This is a genomic window from Sphingomonas changbaiensis NBRC 104936, from assembly GCF_000974765.1.
GTDB lineage: Bacteria > Pseudomonadota > Alphaproteobacteria > Sphingomonadales > Sphingomonadaceae > Sphingomonas_B > Sphingomonas_B changbaiensis.
Genome location: NZ_BBWU01000004.1, coordinates 1 through 15871 on the forward strand (window position 1 = coordinate 1; position 15871 = coordinate 15871).

General features: G+C 66.3%; 16 protein-coding genes. 4 read left to right on the plus strand and 12 right to left on the minus strand.

Going from position 1 to position 15871, the window contains the following annotated elements:
- Positions 1-17: 17 nt before the first annotated feature.
- Positions 18-614 carry a recombination mediator RecR gene (gene recR, locus SCH01S_RS01370; protein ID WP_046346985.1) on the plus strand — a complete coding sequence of 199 codons (597 nt, stop codon included), beginning with the start codon at positions 18-20 and terminating at the stop codon, positions 612-614.
- A 3-nt stretch (positions 615-617) separates the two neighbouring features.
- Here the strand turns inward: recR and phaR are convergent, their stop codons facing one another.
- Positions 618-1157 carry a polyhydroxyalkanoate synthesis repressor PhaR gene (phaR, locus tag SCH01S_RS01375; protein WP_046346986.1) on the minus strand — a complete coding sequence of 180 codons (540 nt, stop codon included), beginning with the start codon at positions 1155-1157 and terminating at the stop codon, positions 618-620.
- A 70-nt stretch (positions 1158-1227) separates the two neighbouring features.
- Here phaR and SCH01S_RS01380 point away from each other — a divergent pair, with 70 nt between their 5' ends.
- Together SCH01S_RS01380 and SCH01S_RS01385 are read left to right on the plus strand one after the other, a co-directional pair.
- A complete protein-coding gene (locus SCH01S_RS01380; RefSeq protein ID WP_052733713.1) occupies positions 1228-2349 on the plus strand; it encodes an alpha/beta hydrolase in 1122 nt (373 codons plus the stop codon).
- Positions 2350-2382: 33 nt separating this feature from the next.
- The gene (locus tag SCH01S_RS01385) at positions 2383-3555 is read left to right on the plus strand and encodes an acetyl-CoA C-acetyltransferase (RefSeq protein WP_046346988.1); all 1173 of its coding nucleotides are present in this window, start codon (positions 2383-2385) and stop codon (positions 3553-3555) included.
- A 73-nt stretch (positions 3556-3628) separates the two neighbouring features.
- Here the strand turns inward: SCH01S_RS01385 and SCH01S_RS01390 are convergent, their stop codons facing one another.
- Genes SCH01S_RS01390 through SCH01S_RS01400 form a run of 3 tightly spaced genes read right to left on the minus strand, consistent with a single transcriptional unit; the run spans position 3629 to position 6673 of the window.
- Positions 3629-4666: an alanine racemase gene (locus tag SCH01S_RS01390; protein ID WP_245612130.1), complete on the minus strand. Its 1038-nt coding sequence runs from the start codon at positions 4664-4666 to the stop codon at positions 3629-3631.
- 22 nt (positions 4667-4688) lie between these two features.
- Positions 4689-6290: an MFS transporter gene (locus SCH01S_RS01395; RefSeq protein ID WP_046346989.1), complete on the minus strand. Its 1602-nt coding sequence runs from the start codon at positions 6288-6290 to the stop codon at positions 4689-4691.
- Positions 6291-6337: 47 nt separating this feature from the next.
- Positions 6338-6673 carry a tRNA-binding protein gene (locus SCH01S_RS01400; protein ID WP_046346990.1) on the minus strand — a complete coding sequence of 112 codons (336 nt, stop codon included), beginning with the start codon at positions 6671-6673 and terminating at the stop codon, positions 6338-6340.
- 36 nt (positions 6674-6709) lie between these two features.
- Here SCH01S_RS01400 and SCH01S_RS01405 point away from each other — a divergent pair, with 36 nt between their 5' ends.
- The gene (locus SCH01S_RS01405; protein ID WP_046346991.1) at positions 6710-7120 is read left to right on the plus strand and encodes a hypothetical protein; all 411 of its coding nucleotides are present in this window, start codon (positions 6710-6712) and stop codon (positions 7118-7120) included.
- Here SCH01S_RS01405 and SCH01S_RS01410 read toward each other — a convergent pair.
- From SCH01S_RS01410 to SCH01S_RS01445, 8 genes are all read right to left on the minus strand, one after another.
- Entirely contained in the window at positions 7117-7935 is an 819-nt protein-coding gene (locus SCH01S_RS01410; RefSeq protein WP_046346992.1) for a class I SAM-dependent methyltransferase, read from the minus strand. The two genes, SCH01S_RS01405 and SCH01S_RS01410, sit on opposite strands and share 4 nt — an antisense overlap.
- 68 nt (positions 7936-8003) lie before the next feature.
- Positions 8004-9500 (minus strand): TadA family conjugal transfer-associated ATPase, encoded by a 1497-nt coding sequence (locus tag SCH01S_RS01415; RefSeq protein ID WP_046346993.1) that lies wholly within the window; start codon positions 9498-9500, stop codon positions 8004-8006.
- A 105-nt stretch (positions 9501-9605) separates the two neighbouring features.
- Complete coding sequence (locus SCH01S_RS01420) at positions 9606-10586, minus strand: SGNH/GDSL hydrolase family protein (protein ID WP_046346994.1); 981 nt, start codon at positions 10584-10586, stop codon at positions 9606-9608.
- 102 nt (positions 10587-10688) lie between these two features.
- Positions 10689-10946, minus strand: coding sequence for an ATP synthase F1 subunit epsilon (locus SCH01S_RS01425; protein ID WP_046346995.1), 258 nt, complete (start codon positions 10944-10946; stop codon positions 10689-10691).
- A gap of 120 nt (positions 10947-11066) precedes the next feature.
- Positions 11067-12536: a F0F1 ATP synthase subunit beta gene (gene atpD / locus SCH01S_RS01430; RefSeq protein ID WP_046346996.1), complete on the minus strand. Its 1470-nt coding sequence runs from the start codon at positions 12534-12536 to the stop codon at positions 11067-11069.
- A 22-nt stretch (positions 12537-12558) separates the two neighbouring features.
- On the minus strand, positions 12559-13437 hold the full coding sequence (locus tag SCH01S_RS01435; RefSeq protein WP_046346997.1) for a F0F1 ATP synthase subunit gamma: 879 nt from the start codon (positions 13435-13437) through the stop codon (positions 12559-12561).
- A gap of 100 nt (positions 13438-13537) precedes the next feature.
- Positions 13538-15067 carry a F0F1 ATP synthase subunit alpha gene (gene atpA, locus SCH01S_RS01440; protein WP_046346998.1) on the minus strand — a complete coding sequence of 510 codons (1530 nt, stop codon included), beginning with the start codon at positions 15065-15067 and terminating at the stop codon, positions 13538-13540.
- A gap of 34 nt (positions 15068-15101) precedes the next feature.
- Complete coding sequence (locus SCH01S_RS01445) at positions 15102-15656, minus strand: F0F1 ATP synthase subunit delta (RefSeq protein ID WP_046347000.1); 555 nt, start codon at positions 15654-15656, stop codon at positions 15102-15104.
- Positions 15657-15871 lie beyond the last annotated feature (215 nt).

Consider the following 15871-nt stretch of genomic DNA (forward strand, 5'->3'; position numbering starts at 1 on the left):
GCTTCTATAGGACCTCCATGGCCTCTCCCGAAATCGAGACGTTGACCCAGGCGCTGGCGCGCTTGCCCGGCCTGGGGCCGCGCTCGGCCCGGCGCGCGGTGTTGCACCTGCTGAAGAAGCGCGAGACGGCGCTGGCGCCGTTGCTGCGCGCGCTGGAGGCGGTCAACGAACGGCTCGCGACCTGCAGCATCTGCGGCAATGTCGATACGACCGATCCGTGCGGCATCTGCGCCGATCCGCGCCGGGACGCACGGGCATTGTGCGTGGTGGAAGACGTGCCGGACCTTTGGGCCCTCGACCGTTCGCGGCTGTTTCCGGGCCGCTATCATGTGCTCGGCGGGCGGCTGTCGGCGCTGGAAGGGGTGCGGCCGGAGGATCTGAGGATCGACAGCCTCGTCTCGCGCATCGCCGCGGGCGGGATCGACGAAGTGGTGCTGGCGATGAACGCGACGCTCGAGGGACAGACCACCGCCCATTATATCGCCGAGCGGATCGAGCGCTTCCCGATCCGGCTGACGCAGCTCGCGCATGGCCTGCCCGTCGGCGGCGAGCTCGACTATCTCGACGAAGGCACGCTTGCCCAGGCGCTCCGGGCGCGGCGGCCGGTTGCCTGAGGATCAGCCAAGCTTCTCGATCTTCGACTGGAGCTCGGCCAGCTGAGCTTTGAGGGCGGCGATTTCGTCGTCCTTGGATGCCGCGTCGGGTTTGGCCTTGGGCTTGAACGCGGTCGCCGCGGCTTCGAACATTTCCATGTTGCGGCGCGCGATTTCGGCGAAGGGGCCGCCGGCGAAAGCGCCTTTCATGGCCTCGTGGAACTGGGCCTGGTTGCGGCGGAACGCGTCCATCGAGGCTTCGAGATACTGCGGCACCATCCCCTGCATCGAATCTCCGTACATGGAAATCAATTGGCGGAGGAAGTTGACCGGCAGCATCGTCTGGCCGCGCGATTCCTCTTCCATGATGATCTGAGCGAGCACGCTCCGGGTGATGTCATCCTCGGTGCGGGCGTCGAGCACCTGGAACTCGCGGCCCTCCCGTACCATCGTCGCCAGATGATCGAGCGTGATGTAGCTCGACGTCTCGGTATTATAGAGACGCCGGTTCGCGTATTTCTTGATGATCACGACGCCGTTATCGTCGCGGGGGTTCTTGGCCATGAATGAGCCTTCGATTGAAAGCGCAACGCTAGCATCCCCCCATGCCGCAGCGCAACACGGCCCCCGGCCGCTGCCCTTGTTCCTCGATCTGCTGGCGAGCCAGACCGAAGGCGACCCGGTGCGGCGCGCGGCGGTGCTGGCGGGCTTGCGCGCCTATCAGGTGGCGGAGCGGGCGCCGCGGCCGGCCGACATGCCCGTCGTGGCGCGCGCGGGCCGGGCGGTGCTGCGGGATTATGGCGGGGATGGGCCGCCTGCCGTGTTCGTGCCGTCGCTGATCAATCCGCCCTTCATTCTCGACCTGGCGGAGGGGAATTCGCTGCTGCGCTGGCTGAGCGGGCAGGGGGTCAGGCCGTTGCTGGTGGATTGGGGCGAGCCTCAAATCCTCCCCGGAACGGGGAGGGGGACCATCGGCGCAGCCGATGGTGGAGGGGTCGGTGCGCTGGCCAACCTCCTCGACCCCTCCACCCCTCGCTTCGCGAGCGGTCCCCCTTCCCGTTCCGGGGAGGATTTGGATGTCGCCGCGCATGCGGAACTCCTTCTCCCGCTGCTCGACTCGCTTGGCGAACCCGCGCACCTGGTCGGCTATTGTCTCGGCGGGACGATGGCACTCGGTGCCGCGATGTCGGCGCGCATCCGCAGCCTGACGCTGATCGCCTCGCCCTGGCACTTCGCCGGCTTCGGTCCCGCTGCCCGCGACGACATCGCCGCCTTGTGGCAGGCCGCGAGACCGTCCGCCCAACCCATGGGACTCGTGCCGATAGAAGTGCTGCAGAGCGGCTTCTGGCGGCTCGATCCGGCGCGGACCATCGCCAAATATGAGGCGTTCGGCCGGCTCGACCCGGCGAGCGATGCCGCGCGCGCGTTCGTTGCGCTGGAGGACTGGGCCAATGCCGGCGCGGCGCTCCCCTATGCCGCGGGGCGCGAACTGTTCGAGGACTTCATCGCTGCCGACGTGACCGGGCGCGGCGCATGGAGGGTCGGCGGCGAAGTCGCCGACCCGGCGAAGCTCCGCGTCCCGACGCTGGAATTCGTGTCCCTCAACGACCGCATCGTGCCTGCTGCATCCTCCGCGCGGCTGCAAAACGGGCGCACATTGGGCCTTGGCCATGTCGGCATGATCGTGGGCTCCCGCGCGCGCGAACAGCTGTGGGAGCCGCTCGCCGCGATGCTTTCGCAGTTGCAGCAAAACTGATAATCGCGAGGCAAGACTCTCAGGAGGTTCCCCATGCAGGACATCGTCATCACCGCCGCCAAGCGCACGCCCGTCGGCAGCTTTCTCGGTTCCTTTGCCGCGACTCCGGCGCACGAGCTTGGCCGCGTTGCGATCGAGGCGGCGCTCGCCCAGGCCGGCGTCGGCGCTGACGAGGTGTCCGAAGTGATTCTCGGCCAGGTGCTGACCGCGGCCCAGGGCCAGAACCCGGCGCGCCAGGCGTCGATCGCGGCCGGCGTACCGAAGGAAGTGCCGGCCTGGAGCCTCAACCAGGTTTGCGGGTCGGGCCTGCGCGCCGTCGCCACCGCGGCTCAGATGGTCGCGACCGGCGATGCTCGGATCGTGGTTGCGGGCGGACAGGAGAGCATGTCGCTGTCGCCGCACGCCCAGCAGCTGCGCGGCGGCACCAAGATGGGCGCGGTGCAGCTTGTGGACACGATGATCGTCGACGGCCTGACCGACGTGTTCAACGGCTATCACATGGGCATCACGGCCGAGAATCTGGCGGAGAAATACCAGATCACTCGCGAGGATCAGGACGCATTCGCCTGCGCGTCGCAGAACAAGGCCGAGAAGGCGCGGGCGTTGGGCCGCTTCCAGGACGAAATCGCGCCGGTGACGATCAAGGGCCGCAAGGGCGACACCGTCGTCGACCGCGACGAGTTCATCCGCGAAGGCGTGGTCGTCGCCAACCTGTCGGGCCTGAAGCCCGCCTTCAAGAAGGAAGGCACCGTGACGGCCGGCAACGCCTCGGGCCTGAACGACGGCGCGGCGGCGCTTGTCGTGACGACTCGCGACGAGGCGGAGCGGCGCGGGTCGCCGGTGCTGGCGCGGATTGCGGGCTGGGCCTCGTGCGGCGTCGATCCGTCGATCATGGGCATCGGCCCGGTGCCGGCGAGCCGCCGCGCGCTGGAGAAAGCGGGCTGGTCGGTCGGCGACCTCGACCTGATCGAGGCCAACGAAGCATTCGCTGCCCAGGCGCTCGCGGTCGGCAAGGAAATGGGCTGGGATCCGGACAAAGTGAACGTCAACGGCGGCGCGATCGCGATCGGCCACCCGATCGGCGCGTCGGGCGCCCGCGTGTTGACGACGCTGATCTACGAAATGGCCAAGCGCGACGCGAAGAAAGGCCTGGCGACGCTCTGCATCGGCGGCGGCATGGGCATTGCGCTCTGCGTGGAGCGGTGACGGCCAGTAATTAGCTCCGTTCGCTTCGAGCGAAGTCGAGAAGCGTATCTCGACTTCGCTCGATACGAACGGTTCAGTTGACCCAGCAGCGTTGGAACCGGTCGCCTAATCCGGTCAGCAGCTCATATTGCGACAACCCGGACGCGGCGGCAGCGATCGGCAGGTCATAGTCGATCGTGACCCAATCGCCTTCCGCGAGCGCGGGCGCGGCGGTCGCGTCGACCGCGATCAGGTCCATCGAGACGCGCCCCAGGAAAGGGAGCGCACGGCCGTCCGCCAGCGCGCGGCCGGTGCCGGAGAAGCCGCGCAGGATGCCATCCGCATAGCCAAGATTGAGGATCGCGATTTCTGTGTCGCCCGCCGCCGTCCAGGTCGCGTTATAGCCGACGCTGCCGCCCGCCGACACCCGGCGGCGCTGCAGCACCTGTGCTTCGGGAAAGGCGGCCTGGCGGATGTGGCCCGCTGCCTCGGGGCGGGGCACGCCGCCATAGAGCGCCAGCCCCGGGCGGGTCAGGTCGAGCGCATAGCCGGGACCGAGGCAGAGTCCGGCCGAGTTGGCGAGGCTCAGGCGGCGATGCGGCACCCGCTCTGCGACGGCCAGCAGCGCTCGCCTTTGCGCGGCGTTCTGCGGCACGTCCTCATCGGCGCACGCGAGATGGCTCATCAGCGTCTCGATCGCGAGGCCGTCCAGCACATCCGCGTCTTCGGGCGCGATGCCGAGCCGATTGATGCCGGTGTCGATCATCACGTCGCAAGCGCCGCCGCCCGCCGCGCGCCAGCGCCGCACCTGCTCGGGCGAGTTCAGCACCGGGCGGGCAGCGATGCTCTTCGCCGCCGCCATGTCCTCCGGCCGGACGCCGTGCAGAACCGACAGGGCTGTGCCTTGCGGCAACGGCATCAGCGCCGCCGCCTCGGCCCAGGTTGCGACGAAGAAGTCCCGGCATCCCGCCGCCGCCAGCCGCGCGACGACCTCGCGCGCGCCCAGGCCATAGCCATCCGCCTTGACCGCGGCGCCGCAGGCGGCATTGCCACCCTGCTGCTTCAACCAACGCCAGTTCGCGACCAAAGCCGCGCCGTCCAGCCGCAGCCGATGGGGAGGGGAGATGTTCACCGGGTGCGCGGTAGCGACCCTGTCAGGCCTCGTCGAGGGCGCGAAGGTCGTCCTTGCGCAGCCAGACCAGCGTCACGACCAGTGCCATCGCCACCACCGCCCAGGTGTACCAGAGCCCGGCATAGGGGTTACCCGTCTTTGCGACGATGTATTGGCTGACAAAGGGCAGGAAGCCGCCGAAATAGCCGGTGCCGATGTGATAGGGAATCGACATCGAGCTGTAGCGGATGCGGGCCGGGAACAGCTCTGACAGCAAGGCGGCGACCGGGCCATAGGTGGCACCCGACAATGCGCTGAGCGCGAGGATGCCGAGCAGGATGATCGCCACACCACTTCCCTGCGGATGAGTCTTTTCGAGGCGATAGCCCGCGGCTTTCAGCGAGGCGTCGAGCTCCGTCTCGGTCGGATAACGCCCGGCGCTGGTCCGGACGTCGCCGATGATCACACCGGTGAGTTCGCGGTTGACGGTATAGGGCACGCCGCGCTTCGTCAGCATGTCGAGCGCCTGCCCGCACTCGGTCGCCTGCACCTTGGCAAAGGGGCTGTAGGCACAGCTTTGCCCACCGACGACGACGGGCGCACGGGTCGCCGCGGCGGCGAGGTCGGGGTTCGCGGCCCGGCCCATGATGCCGAAAATCGGGAAGAGCAGGATCAGGGTCAGCGCATAGCCGATCACAATCGGGGTCTTGCGCCCGACCCGGTCGGACAGCCAGCCGAACAGCACGAAGAAGATCAGGCCCGCGCCCGCGCCGATGCCGACCAGCACCTGCGCCACGGTCGGGTCCAGCTTCATCGCGTTCTGGAGGAAATAAAGCACCTGGAACATCGCCGTGTACCAGATCACGGTCAGCCCGGCGGCGATGCCGAACAGCGCCACCAGCAGGCGGCGCTTGTTGCCGGGATGCGTGAAGGTCTCCTTCAGCGGATTGCGTGAGGTGGTGCCCGCTTCCTTGATCGCGCGGAACACCGGGCTTTCGTTGAGCTTCAGCCGCATCCAGAGCGACACGGCGAGCAGCAGCAGCGAAAAGACGAACGGTACGCGCCAGCCCCAGGCGTCCCACGCCTCTTTGCCTAGCACGGCCTGGGTCAGCAGCACGACGCCCAGCGACAGGATGAAACCGCCGGCGACGCTGCCCTGGATGAAGCTGGTGTAATAGCCGCGCTTGTCCGCGCGCGCGTGCTCCGCGACGTAGATCGCGGCGCCCCCATATTCGCCGCCCAGCGCCAGACCTTGCAGGATACGGAGCAGGATCAGGATGACGGGCGCGGCGTGGCCGATCTGCGCGGCAGACGGCACGAAGCCGACCGCGGCGGTCGCGAGGCCCATCACGGTAATCGTGATCAGGAAGGTGTATTTGCGACCGAGTTTGTCGCCGAAATAGCCGAACAGCACCGCACCCAAGGGCCGGAACCCGAAGCCGACCGCGAACCCGGCCAGCGAATAGAGCAATTCGACCGTCGGGCTCGTCGCCGGGAAAAAGGTTCGGCCGATGATCGAGGCCAGCGTGCCGTAGATGAAGAAATCATACCATTCGAAGATGGTGCCGAGCGATGAGGCAGCGATGACCAGCCGAATCTCGCTGGCTCTCAATCTGCCGATCCGTTCCGCCGCGACCGTTGCCACGCCAACCCCTCCCCGTTGTTTCCGAACGGCTTACGCCTGGTGTCAGACTAGAACAACCGTCCGCCATCCGGGACCTGGTGAGTCGGCTGGATCAGCACGACCTCGCCATCCGCATCGGGAAAGCCGAGAGTGAGCACTTCGGACATGAACGGACCAATCTGGCGCGGCGCGAAATTGACAACGGCAGCGATTTGGCGCCCGACCAGGCCCTCCGGTGGATAATGTTTGGTGATCTGCGCGCTCGATCTCTTGCGGCCGATCTCGGGACCGAAGTCTATGACCAGCTTATAGGCGGGCTTGCGAGCCTCCGGGAACGGTTCTGCGGAGACAATCGTGCCGACGCGCACGTCGATCTGAAGGAAGGTATCGAACGGAATCGTCATCTTGAACCTCTTGGCGGACGGGAACGTTTAGCCGGCATGGCAGACGAAACCCAAGCGCGCGTCTACGGCATGCCCGACCCGGCCAATCGCGATCCTGTCGCGCCCGAAGGCATGCGCGGCGACAGGGTGGAGGTCGAACCGCGGCGCCGCGATCCCGACCTCAGCCACAAGGTGATGCTGGAGACCGGCAATACGGTCACGCTCGACGAAGGATCGGGCGTTGCCTATGCCGAGGCGACCGGGCGCGCCGGGCTCGCCGAAGCGAAGCCGTGGCGCGACACCAGGGTCGAGGATGAGCCGGGCACCGGCACGAGCGCGATCCCGCTGCTTGCCGGGCTGGCGATCGCTGCGGGCGTCGTCGCTTTCGCGCTGTGGCGCTATCGCGATCACCGTCCCGACGTGGAGCGCGAAATCGACTTCCGCCCCGCGCCGGAACTCGACCTCTAGCGCACCGGCTTCACGAACTTCAGCGTCATCCGGTCGCTTTCGCCGATCGCCTGATATTTCGCGCGATCCACATCGCCGTTCGCGTAGGTGGGCGGCAGCGTCCAGACGCCCTTTTCCCAATCGGCGGTGTCCTTCGGATTGGCGTTCACTTCCGATGCGCCAACGAATTTGAAGCCCGCCTGCTCCGCCAGCCGGCGGACCGTCGAGACCTTGATATAGCCGCTGTCGTTCTCGCGGCTGATCGCGGCCTTTTCGGGGAGGCGATGGTCTTCGACGCCGAGCACGCCGCCGGGTTTCAGCATCGCGTACATCTCCTTGAACGCGGCGAGGCTGTAATCCTGCTTGTCCGGCGCCATTTCGCCTTCGCGCCAATTGTGCACGTTGCGGAAGGTCACGACCACGTCAGCCGTGCCCGGCGCAACGGCGGTGCCGCCGAGCACTGATGCGGGAAAGGCGGCCCGTTCGACCTTGCCGTAGACGGCCGGGTCGGAATCGAGCTTGGCCGATATCGCCTTGCCGAAATTGCCCTTCGGGTTGGCCAGGATCAGCTGGCCCCCGCCCTGGGCGAGGTAGGGCGCGAGAATCTCGGTATACCAGCCGCCGCCGGGCCAGATTTCGACCACCGTGTCGCTCGGCTTGATGCCGAAGAATGCGAGCGTCTGCGCCGGGTGGCGATAGACGTCGCGTGCGCGATTGGCGTCGGTGCGCGTCGGTGCGGCGATGGCCGCCTGGAGCATCGGGCTGGCGTTCTGGGCAACGGCAGAGCCCGCAATCAGCACAGCGCCGGCCGTGGCAGCGATCGAGAAAATGCGCATTCGTTCCTCCTTGTCCGGTCATTGCCGGATCAGGCGGAAAGGTTACGCGCCCAGCGACTTTCGATCAATCACAGGCAGGCTTCGAGGAACGCCTGGTCAAAGCCGAACTGCTTGGCCTTTTCGAGCGTGTAGGGGCGCAGGCCCGAGCTGCGGTATTCGCCGATGATCTTGCCGTCGGCCGATTCGTCCAGATACTCGAACTTGAACAGCTCCTGCGTCACGATCACCGGGCCTTCCATGCCGATCACTTCGGTGACGTTTGTGACGCGGCGGGAGCCGTCGCGCAGGCGCTTGACCTGGACGATGAGGTCGACCGAGTCGGCGATCTGGCGGCTGATCGCTTCCTTCGGAACCTTGATGTCCGACATCATCACCATGTTCTCCATACGCGCGAGGCATTCGCGCGGGGAGTTGGAGTGCAGCGTGCACATCGAGCCGTCATGACCGGTGTTCATCGCGGCCAGCATGTCGAAACACTCGGAGCCGCGGATTTCGCCCAGGATGATGCGATCGGGGCGCATGCGCAGCGCGTTGATGACGAGGTCGCGGATCGTGATCGCGCCCTGGCCTTCCAGGTTCGCCGGGCGGGTTTCGAGCGGCAGCCAGTGCGGCTGCTGCAGGCGAAGCTCGGCCGCGTCCTCGATCGTGATGACGCGCTCGCCGGGATCGATCATCTTCGACAGCGCATTCAGCATTGTCGTCTTGCCGGAGCCGGTACCGCCCGAGATGACCACGTTGAAGCGGCTGGCGCCAGCGATCTTCAGCGCAGTCGCCATCTTTTCCGACATCGAGCCGAACTTCGCCATCATGTCGAGCGTGATCGGCTTGGCGGAGAATTTGCGGATCGAGATCGCGGTGCCGCGCAAGCTGAGCGGCGGCACGATCACGTTGACGCGGCTGCCGTCCTTCAGGCGGGCGTCGGCGAGCGGGGTGGTCTGGTCGACGCGTCGGCCGACCTGGTTCACGATCCGCTGCGCGATCTGGAACAGATGCTCCTCGTCGCGGAACTGGACCGGCGCGATCTCCAGCTTGCCCTTGCGCTCGACATAGGTCTGCTGCGGGCCGTTGACCATGATGTCGGAGACGTCCGGATCGGCGAGCAGCTCTTCCAGCGGCCCGAGGCCCAGCAGCTCGTCGATCAGCACCTTTTCGAGCGCGAATTGCTCGCGCCGGTTGAGCGTGATCTTCAGCTCGGCGAGCACTTCGCCGATGATCGGCGAGAATTCCTCGGCCAGCTCGTTCTTGCTGAGCGATGCGGCCGCTTCGGGGTCGACGCGCTCGAGCAGGCGGGGAAGCACCTGCTCCTTGATGCGGTGGACGGAGGATTCAAAGCCCTCAGCCTTGGATTGGCCGGCTTCTCCCGAGGCCGCCTGGCGCTCGGCCAGGCGCTGGAGGGCGTCCATCGGCGGCGCAATTGGCTCGGCATCGGCGACGGGGAAAGGATCGGCCGGACCCTCGCGCTCCGGGGCCGGAGCGGGGGCAGGGGCACCGCCCTGCATCGGACGCGCCACACCGAACGACGGTCTTTGACCGCCGACGCCGCCACGTTTCCCGAATGCGCTCATTCCGTCCCCAGCACCCTTGGCTCATTTGCGAGCGCAACGGTGAATAGGGGGCAAACTTTGACAGAGTGCTAATCGGCCCGCGCACCTCACCCACGGGGAGAGGGGCTAAGCGTGTGCGACCCGCGCCTGCCGCCTGATCGCGACGCCCACCAGCAGGAAGCCGCCGAGCATCATCAGCCAGACCCGCGGTTCCGGCACTGCGGAGACGTCGAACTGGCGGGCGATGTCGCGGAACAGCGCGGCTTGAACGGCGGCCGTCGGATGGGTGCCGTCGAACGAGAAGATGCCGGCGCAGCCGCTCGCCTGGGCGTGAAGCTGGATGCAGCTCATGTCGGTGCGCAGCGGCGGAAGGCCCAGCGAGCCCGGATTGGTCTGCAGGCGCGTGAAGAAGTCGATATAGCTGAAGCGCATCAGGCTGGTCGCGGGATCGAGCGCCAGCGTGTCGAGCCTGGCGTTCAACTGCGCGTCGATCTGCACGGCGATCGGCACGTCGGCATTGGGAATGCCGGCGATCAGAATGTTGCGCGCGCCCAGATTGTTGAGCGTCTGGACGGCACCGGCATACTGATTGACGATCGCCGCAATATAGTCGTTGGGGTTCGTGAACGGCAGCAGCGCATTGAGATTGCCGCCGGCGTACCGGCCGAGCGCGAAGATGTCGTTGCCGCCGGCGTTCAGGATGTAGAGCGCGTTGGGATCGGCGGCCGGTCCCTTGGCGGCGGCATAGGCCGCGATCTGCGGGTTGATATCCGGGATCGCGTCGGTCGTGTCGCTGACGATCCGGGCGCCGCCGAATGCGAAATTATTGCCGCCCTTCAGCGAAGCCGTCGTGGGTGCGCCGAACAGCTCGTAATTGATGTGATCCGTATAATCATAGCCGTTGGTGAAGCGGCCATGCTGGTAGCCGAGCGCTGGATTGGGCGTGTGATTCGCAGTCAAGGCGGCGATGTTCCCGCCGTCGACCAGGCTGTCGCCGAAAACGTAAAGCGCATCGTAAGTGCCCGGCGCCGTAGCGGCAGAAGCTGGGATGGCGGCGACCGCGAGAGCAGCGGCTGCGGCAGCACGAAGAGCGTAGGCGAGCTTCATGGCGACCCTCCTTACATTGTCAGGAGGGGGGCTGATCCTTTCGGCGCCGAATTGCAAGTTATGGTTAACAGGCCTGTCAGTTGCCGCCTGCTGCCGCGAAGCTTACGCCTCGGCGCGCTCGGCGAGGACCGTGAGGCCGCGTTCGTTGACTTCGGCGAAGCCGCCTTCAACGCGGATTGTCGCCGGTTGGCCGCTCTGCGTCGCGAACACCAGCAACTCGCCATCGCGCAACGTCGAGACAAGCGGCGCATGGCCTTCCAGCACGCCGAAATCGCCCTCGGTGCCGGGGACGGTGACCATGTACACGTCCTCTGAGCGGACGAGCTTTTCGGGTGTCACGAGTTCGAAGTGCAGGGGCATTTTTCAGTTCCTAAGGGCTGAGCGTCGCCCCCGCTTCCGTTCGCTTCGAGCGAAGTCGAGAAGCAGGGGCTCGGAGCTGTCGTTTCTCGACTTCGCTCGAAACGAACGGAATCCTCAAGCTCAGGCAGCTTCGGCCAGCTTCTTGGCCTTTTCGACCGCTTCGTCGATGCCGCCGACCATATAGAAGGCGGCTTCGGGGAGGTGGTCATATTCGCCGTCGACGACCGCCTTGAACGACTTGATCGTGTCTTCGATCGCCACGAACTTGCCGGGGATGTTGGTGAACACCTCCGCGACGTGGAACGGCTGCGACAGGAAGCGCTGGATCTTGCGGGCGCGGGCGACGGTCAGCTTATCCTCTTCGGACAGCTCGTCCATGCCCAGGATCGCGATGATGTCCTGCAGCGACTTGTACTTCTGCAGGATCGACTGGACGGCGCGCGCCGTCTCGTAATGCTCCTGGCCGACGGTGCGCGGCTCCAGCACGCGGCTGGTTGAATCGAGCGGATCGACGGCCGGGTAGATGCCGAGCTCGGAGATGGCACGCGACAACACCGTGGTCGCGTCCAAGTGCGCGAACGAGGTCGCCGGCGCCGGGTCGGTCAAGTCGTCGGCCGGCACGTACACAGCCTGCACCGAGGTGATCGAGCCCTTGTTGGTGGAGGTGATGCGCTCCTGCAGCGCGCCCATGTCGGTCGACAAGGTCGGCTGATAACCCACGGCCGAAGGAATACGGCCGAGCAGCGCCGACACTTCGGCGCCCGCCTGGGTGAAGCGGAAGATGTTGTCGACGAAGAACAGCACGTCCTGGCCTTCGACGTCGCGGAAATACTCGGCGATCGTCAGGCCCGAAAGCGCGACGCGGGCGCGGGCGCCCGGCGGCTCGTTCATCTGGCCATAGACGAGTGCGACCTTCGAGCCCTCCGAGATGGCGTTGCCATCGGCATCCTTGGCGATGACGTTCGCGTCCAGGAACTCGTGATAGAGGTCGTTGCCCTCGCGGGTGCGCTCGCCGACGCCCGCGAACACCGAGGTGCCGCCATGGCCCTTGGCGATGTTGTTGATCAGCTCCTGGATCAGCACGGTCTTGCCGACGCCGGCGCCGCCGAACAGGCCGATCTTGCCGCCCTTGGCATAAGGCGCGAGCAGGTCGATGACCTTGATGCCGGTGACCAGGATCGCGCTCTCGGTCGACTGGTCGACAAATAGCGGGGCCTCGGCGTGGATCGGGGCGAAGGTGTCGGCGCCGATCGGGCCACGCTCGTCGATCGGCTCGCCGACGACGTTCATGATGCGGCCGAGCGTCTTCGGGCCGACCGGCACCCGGATCTGGCTGCCGGTATCGGTGACGGTCTGGCCGCGGGTCAGGCCCTCGGTTGAGTCCATCGCGATCGTGCGGACGGTGTTCTCGCCCAGATGCTGCGCGACCTCGAGCACGAGGCGGTTGCCGTTATTCTCGGTCTCGAGCGCCGAGAGGATGGCGGGCAGGTGGCTTTCGAACGCGACGTCGACGACGGCGCCGATCACCTGGGAAATGCGCCCGACATTGTTCGTGGTCGCGGGCTTGTCGAGGGTCTGGGGCTCAAGCATTCTTGGTTTCCTTCAGCGGAACTTACAGCGCCTCGGCGCCGGAGATGATTTCGACGAGCTCGGTGGTGATCGCGGCCTGGCGCTGTCGGTTGTATGCGATCGACAGGCGGTTGATCATGTCGCCGGCATTGCGGGTCGCGTTGTCCATCGCGGTCATCTGCGAGCCGTAGAAGCCGGCCTGGTTCTCCAGCAGCGCGCCGTAGATCTGGATCGCGACGTTCTTCGGCAGCAGGTCGGCAAGGATCGCTTCCTCGTCGGGCTCGTAATCGACAGCCGCCGCGCCGCCTGCCTGCGCCGCATCCTTGGCGAGCGGAACCGGGATCAGCTGCTTTTCGGTCGGCTCCTGAACCAGCGCCGACTGGAAGCGGGAGAAGAACAGGTGCGCGACGTCGAACCGATCGTCCTCGTAGCGGGCGATCAGGTCTTCCGCGATCGCGTGCGCGTCTTCGAACCGTGCCGTCTTGGCGTGGCTCATATCATGGTCGTGGAGCGTCAGCTTCGGGTAATAGCGATTGATCGCCGAGCGCGCCTTGCGGCCGACGATGTAGAAGCGGACGGACTTGCCCGCCGCGATCAGCTCGTCCGCACGCCGGCGCGCAGCGCGGACGATGTTGGTGTTGAAGCCGCCGGCGAGACCCCGCTCCGACGTGACGACGACGAGCAGGTGGCGCTCGTCCTTGCCGGTGCCCGTCAAGAGCTTCGGCGACGACGCGCTGATCACGACCTTCGACGCAAGCGAGGCCATCACCGCCTCCAGCCGCTCGGCATAGGGGCGACCGGCCAGCGCCGCGTCCTGCGCGCGGCGCAGCTTTGCGGCGGCGACGGTCTTCATCGCCTTGGTGATCTTCTGCGTCGACTTCACCGAGCCGATGCGGAGTTTCAAAGCCTTGAGGCTGGCCATCTCTTCTCAGTGTCCGTTCGTTTCGAGCGAAGTCGAGAAACGGGTGTCTCGACTTCGCTCGACACGAACGGGAAAGGGGGACCCTTTCCCGTTCAAAGGGTTACGCAAACGTCTTCGCGAACGCGTCGAGCGCGGCCTTGAGCTTGTCCTTGGTGGCGTCGCTCAGGTCGCGTTCGTTGCGGATCGTGTCGAGGATGTCGGCGTGGTTGTGACGCAGGTCCGACAGCATCTCATGCTCGTAACGGGTCACGTCCTGGACGGCGACGGCGTCAAGATAGCCGTTGGTGCCGGCGAAGATCGACGCGGTCTGCTCCTCGAACGGCATCGGATGGAACTGGGGCTGCTTCAGCAGCTCCGTCAGCCGCGCGCCGCGGTTCAGCAGCTTCTGGGTCGAGGCGTCGAGGTCCGAGCCGAACTGCGCGAACGCCGCCATTTCGCGGTACTGCGCCAGCTCCAGCTTGATCGAGCCCGACACCTTCTTCATCGCCTTGGTCTGCGCGGCGGAACCGACGCGGCTGACCGAGAGGCCGACGTTGATGGCCGGACGGATGCCCGCGAAGAACAGGTCGGTTTCGAGGAAGATCTGGCCGTCGGTGATCGAAATCACGTTGGTCGGGATATAGGCCGACACGTCACCCGCCTGCGTCTCGATGATCGGCAGCGCGGTCAGGGAGCCCGAGCCGTTGGCTTCGTTAAGCTTCGCGGCGCGCTCCAGCAGGCGGCTGTGCAGGTAGAACACGTCGCCCGGATAGGCTTCGCGGCCCGGCGGACGGCGCAGTAGCAGCGACATCTGGCGATAGGCGACCGCCTGCTTCGACAGATCGTCATAGACGATCACGGCGTGCATGCCGTTGTCGCGGAAATATTCGCCCATCGCGCAGCCGGTATAGGGCGCAAGGAACTGCAGCGGCGCCGGCTCCGACGCGGTCGCGGCGACCACGATCGAATATTCCATCGCGCCATTCTCTTCGAGCGCGCGGACGATCTGCGCGACCGTCGAACGCTTCTGACCGACGGCGACGTAGATGCAGTAGAGCTTCTTTGATTCGTCGTTGCCCGCGTTCGCTGTCTTCTGGTTGATGAAGGTGTCGAGCGCGACGGCGGTCTTGCCGGTCTGACGGTCGCCGATGATCAGCTCGCGCTGGCCGCGGCCGACGGGGACGAGCGCGTCGAGCGCCTTGAGGCCGGTCTGCACCGGCTCGTGCACCGACTTGCGCGGGATGATGCCGGGCGCCTTCACCTCGACGCGGCGGCGCTCGGTCGCCTCGATCGGGCCCTTGCCGTCGATCGGGTTGCCGAGGCCGTCGACGACGCGGCCGAGCAGGCCCTTGCCGACCGGCACGTCGACGATGGTGCCGGTGCGCTTGACGGTGTCGCCTTCCTTGATCTCGGCGTCCGAGCCGAAGATCACGACGCCGACATTGTCGGCCTCGAGGTTCAGCGCCATGCCCTGAATGCCGTTGGCGAACTCGACCATCTCGCCCGCCTGGACATTGTCGAGACCGTAGATGCGCGCGATGCCGTCGCCGACCGACAGCACCTGGCCGGTTTCGGAAACTTCGGCTTCGGTGCCGAAATTGGCGATCTGGTCCTTGATGACCTTCGAGATTTCTGCGGCGCGGATATCCATGATTAGCCTTTCATGCCTGATCGCGTGTTCGCGATCAGCCTTTCATTGCGTGCGCGAGGGAAGTGAGACGGGTGCGGATGGAGCTGTCGATCATCTGCGATCCGACGCGGACCACGAGCCCGCCCAAGATGGTGGGATCGACATTCAGTTCAACGGCGACGTCCCGGCCAAGGCGCTGCTTCAGCTGGCTTTTCAGCTGCGCGACCTGATCGTCGTCAAGCGGATGGGCAGAGGTGACCTCCGCCGTCGTCTCGCCGCGATGACGGGCGGCGAGGATGCGGAAATTGCGGATCACCGCCGCCAGTTGGTTGAGGCGCCGGTTGGCCGCCAGCACGCCCAGGAAATTCGCGGTAATCTCATCGAGCCCGAGCGGCTTGGCCACAGCTTCGACGCCCTTGGCGGCATCGGCGCGGCTCAGCACCGGGCTGGTGGTCAGCGCGCGGAAGTCGCTCGACTGGTCGAGCGCGGCGCGCAGCTTGCCGAGGCTTGCTTCGACCGACTCGATCTTCTTGGAATCGCGCGCAAGCTCGAACAGCGCGGTCGCATACCGCCCCGAAAGGCTAGCCCCAATGCCGCCGGAATTCTCCACGCGCTCAATGTCCTCCAAGACGAGAAATTAGCCCTGCGCCAAAAGGGGCGCGCAAGCGCACCCGGCGAGGTCGCGGCGCGGTTAGCAAAGGGGGCAGGGGGATGCAAGCGGACTTAGCTCCTCCCCGGAACGGGGAGGGGGACCATGCGAAGCATGGTGGAGGGGTCGGTTTGGCATAGGGGTCGTTGTTGCTCGCGCCCCCCCCCCCCCCCCCC

Bases quoted from the DNA above. Each gene is read 5' to 3' on its own strand.
- SCH01S_RS01400 (WP_046346990.1), bottom strand. From the start codon at position 6,673: ATGACGATTCCGTTCGATACCTTCCTTCAGATCGACGTGCGCGTCGGC.
- SCH01S_RS01405 (WP_046346991.1), top strand. From the start codon at position 6,710: ATGGCAGACGAAACCCAAGCGCGCGTCTACGGCATGCCCGACCCGGCC.
- SCH01S_RS01385 (WP_046346988.1), top strand. From the start codon at position 2,383: ATGCAGGACATCGTCATCACCGCCGCCAAGCGCACGCCCGTCGGCAGC.
- SCH01S_RS01410 (WP_046346992.1), bottom strand. From the start codon at position 7,935: ATGCGCATTTTCTCGATCGCTGCCACGGCCGGCGCTGTGCTGATTGCG.
- SCH01S_RS01425 (WP_046346995.1), bottom strand. From the start codon at position 10,946: ATGCCCCTGCACTTCGAACTCGTGACACCCGAAAAGCTCGTCCGCTCA.
- atpD (WP_046346996.1), bottom strand. From the start codon at position 12,536: ATGCTTGAGCCCCAGACCCTCGACAAGCCCGCGACCACGAACAATGTC.
- phaR (WP_046346986.1), bottom strand. From the start codon at position 1,157: ATGGCCAAGAACCCCCGCGACGATAACGGCGTCGTGATCATCAAGAAA.
- SCH01S_RS01435 (WP_046346997.1), bottom strand. From the start codon at position 13,437: ATGGCCAGCCTCAAGGCTTTGAAACTCCGCATCGGCTCGGTGAAGTCG.
- recR (WP_046346985.1), top strand. From the start codon at position 18: ATGGCCTCTCCCGAAATCGAGACGTTGACCCAGGCGCTGGCGCGCTTG.
- atpA (WP_046346998.1), bottom strand. From the start codon at position 15,067: ATGGATATCCGCGCCGCAGAAATCTCGAAGGTCATCAAGGACCAGATC.
- SCH01S_RS01420 (WP_046346994.1), bottom strand. From the start codon at position 10,586: ATGAAGCTCGCCTACGCTCTTCGTGCTGCCGCAGCCGCTGCTCTCGCG.
- SCH01S_RS01415 (WP_046346993.1), bottom strand. From the start codon at position 9,500: ATGAGCGCATTCGGGAAACGTGGCGGCGTCGGCGGTCAAAGACCGTCG.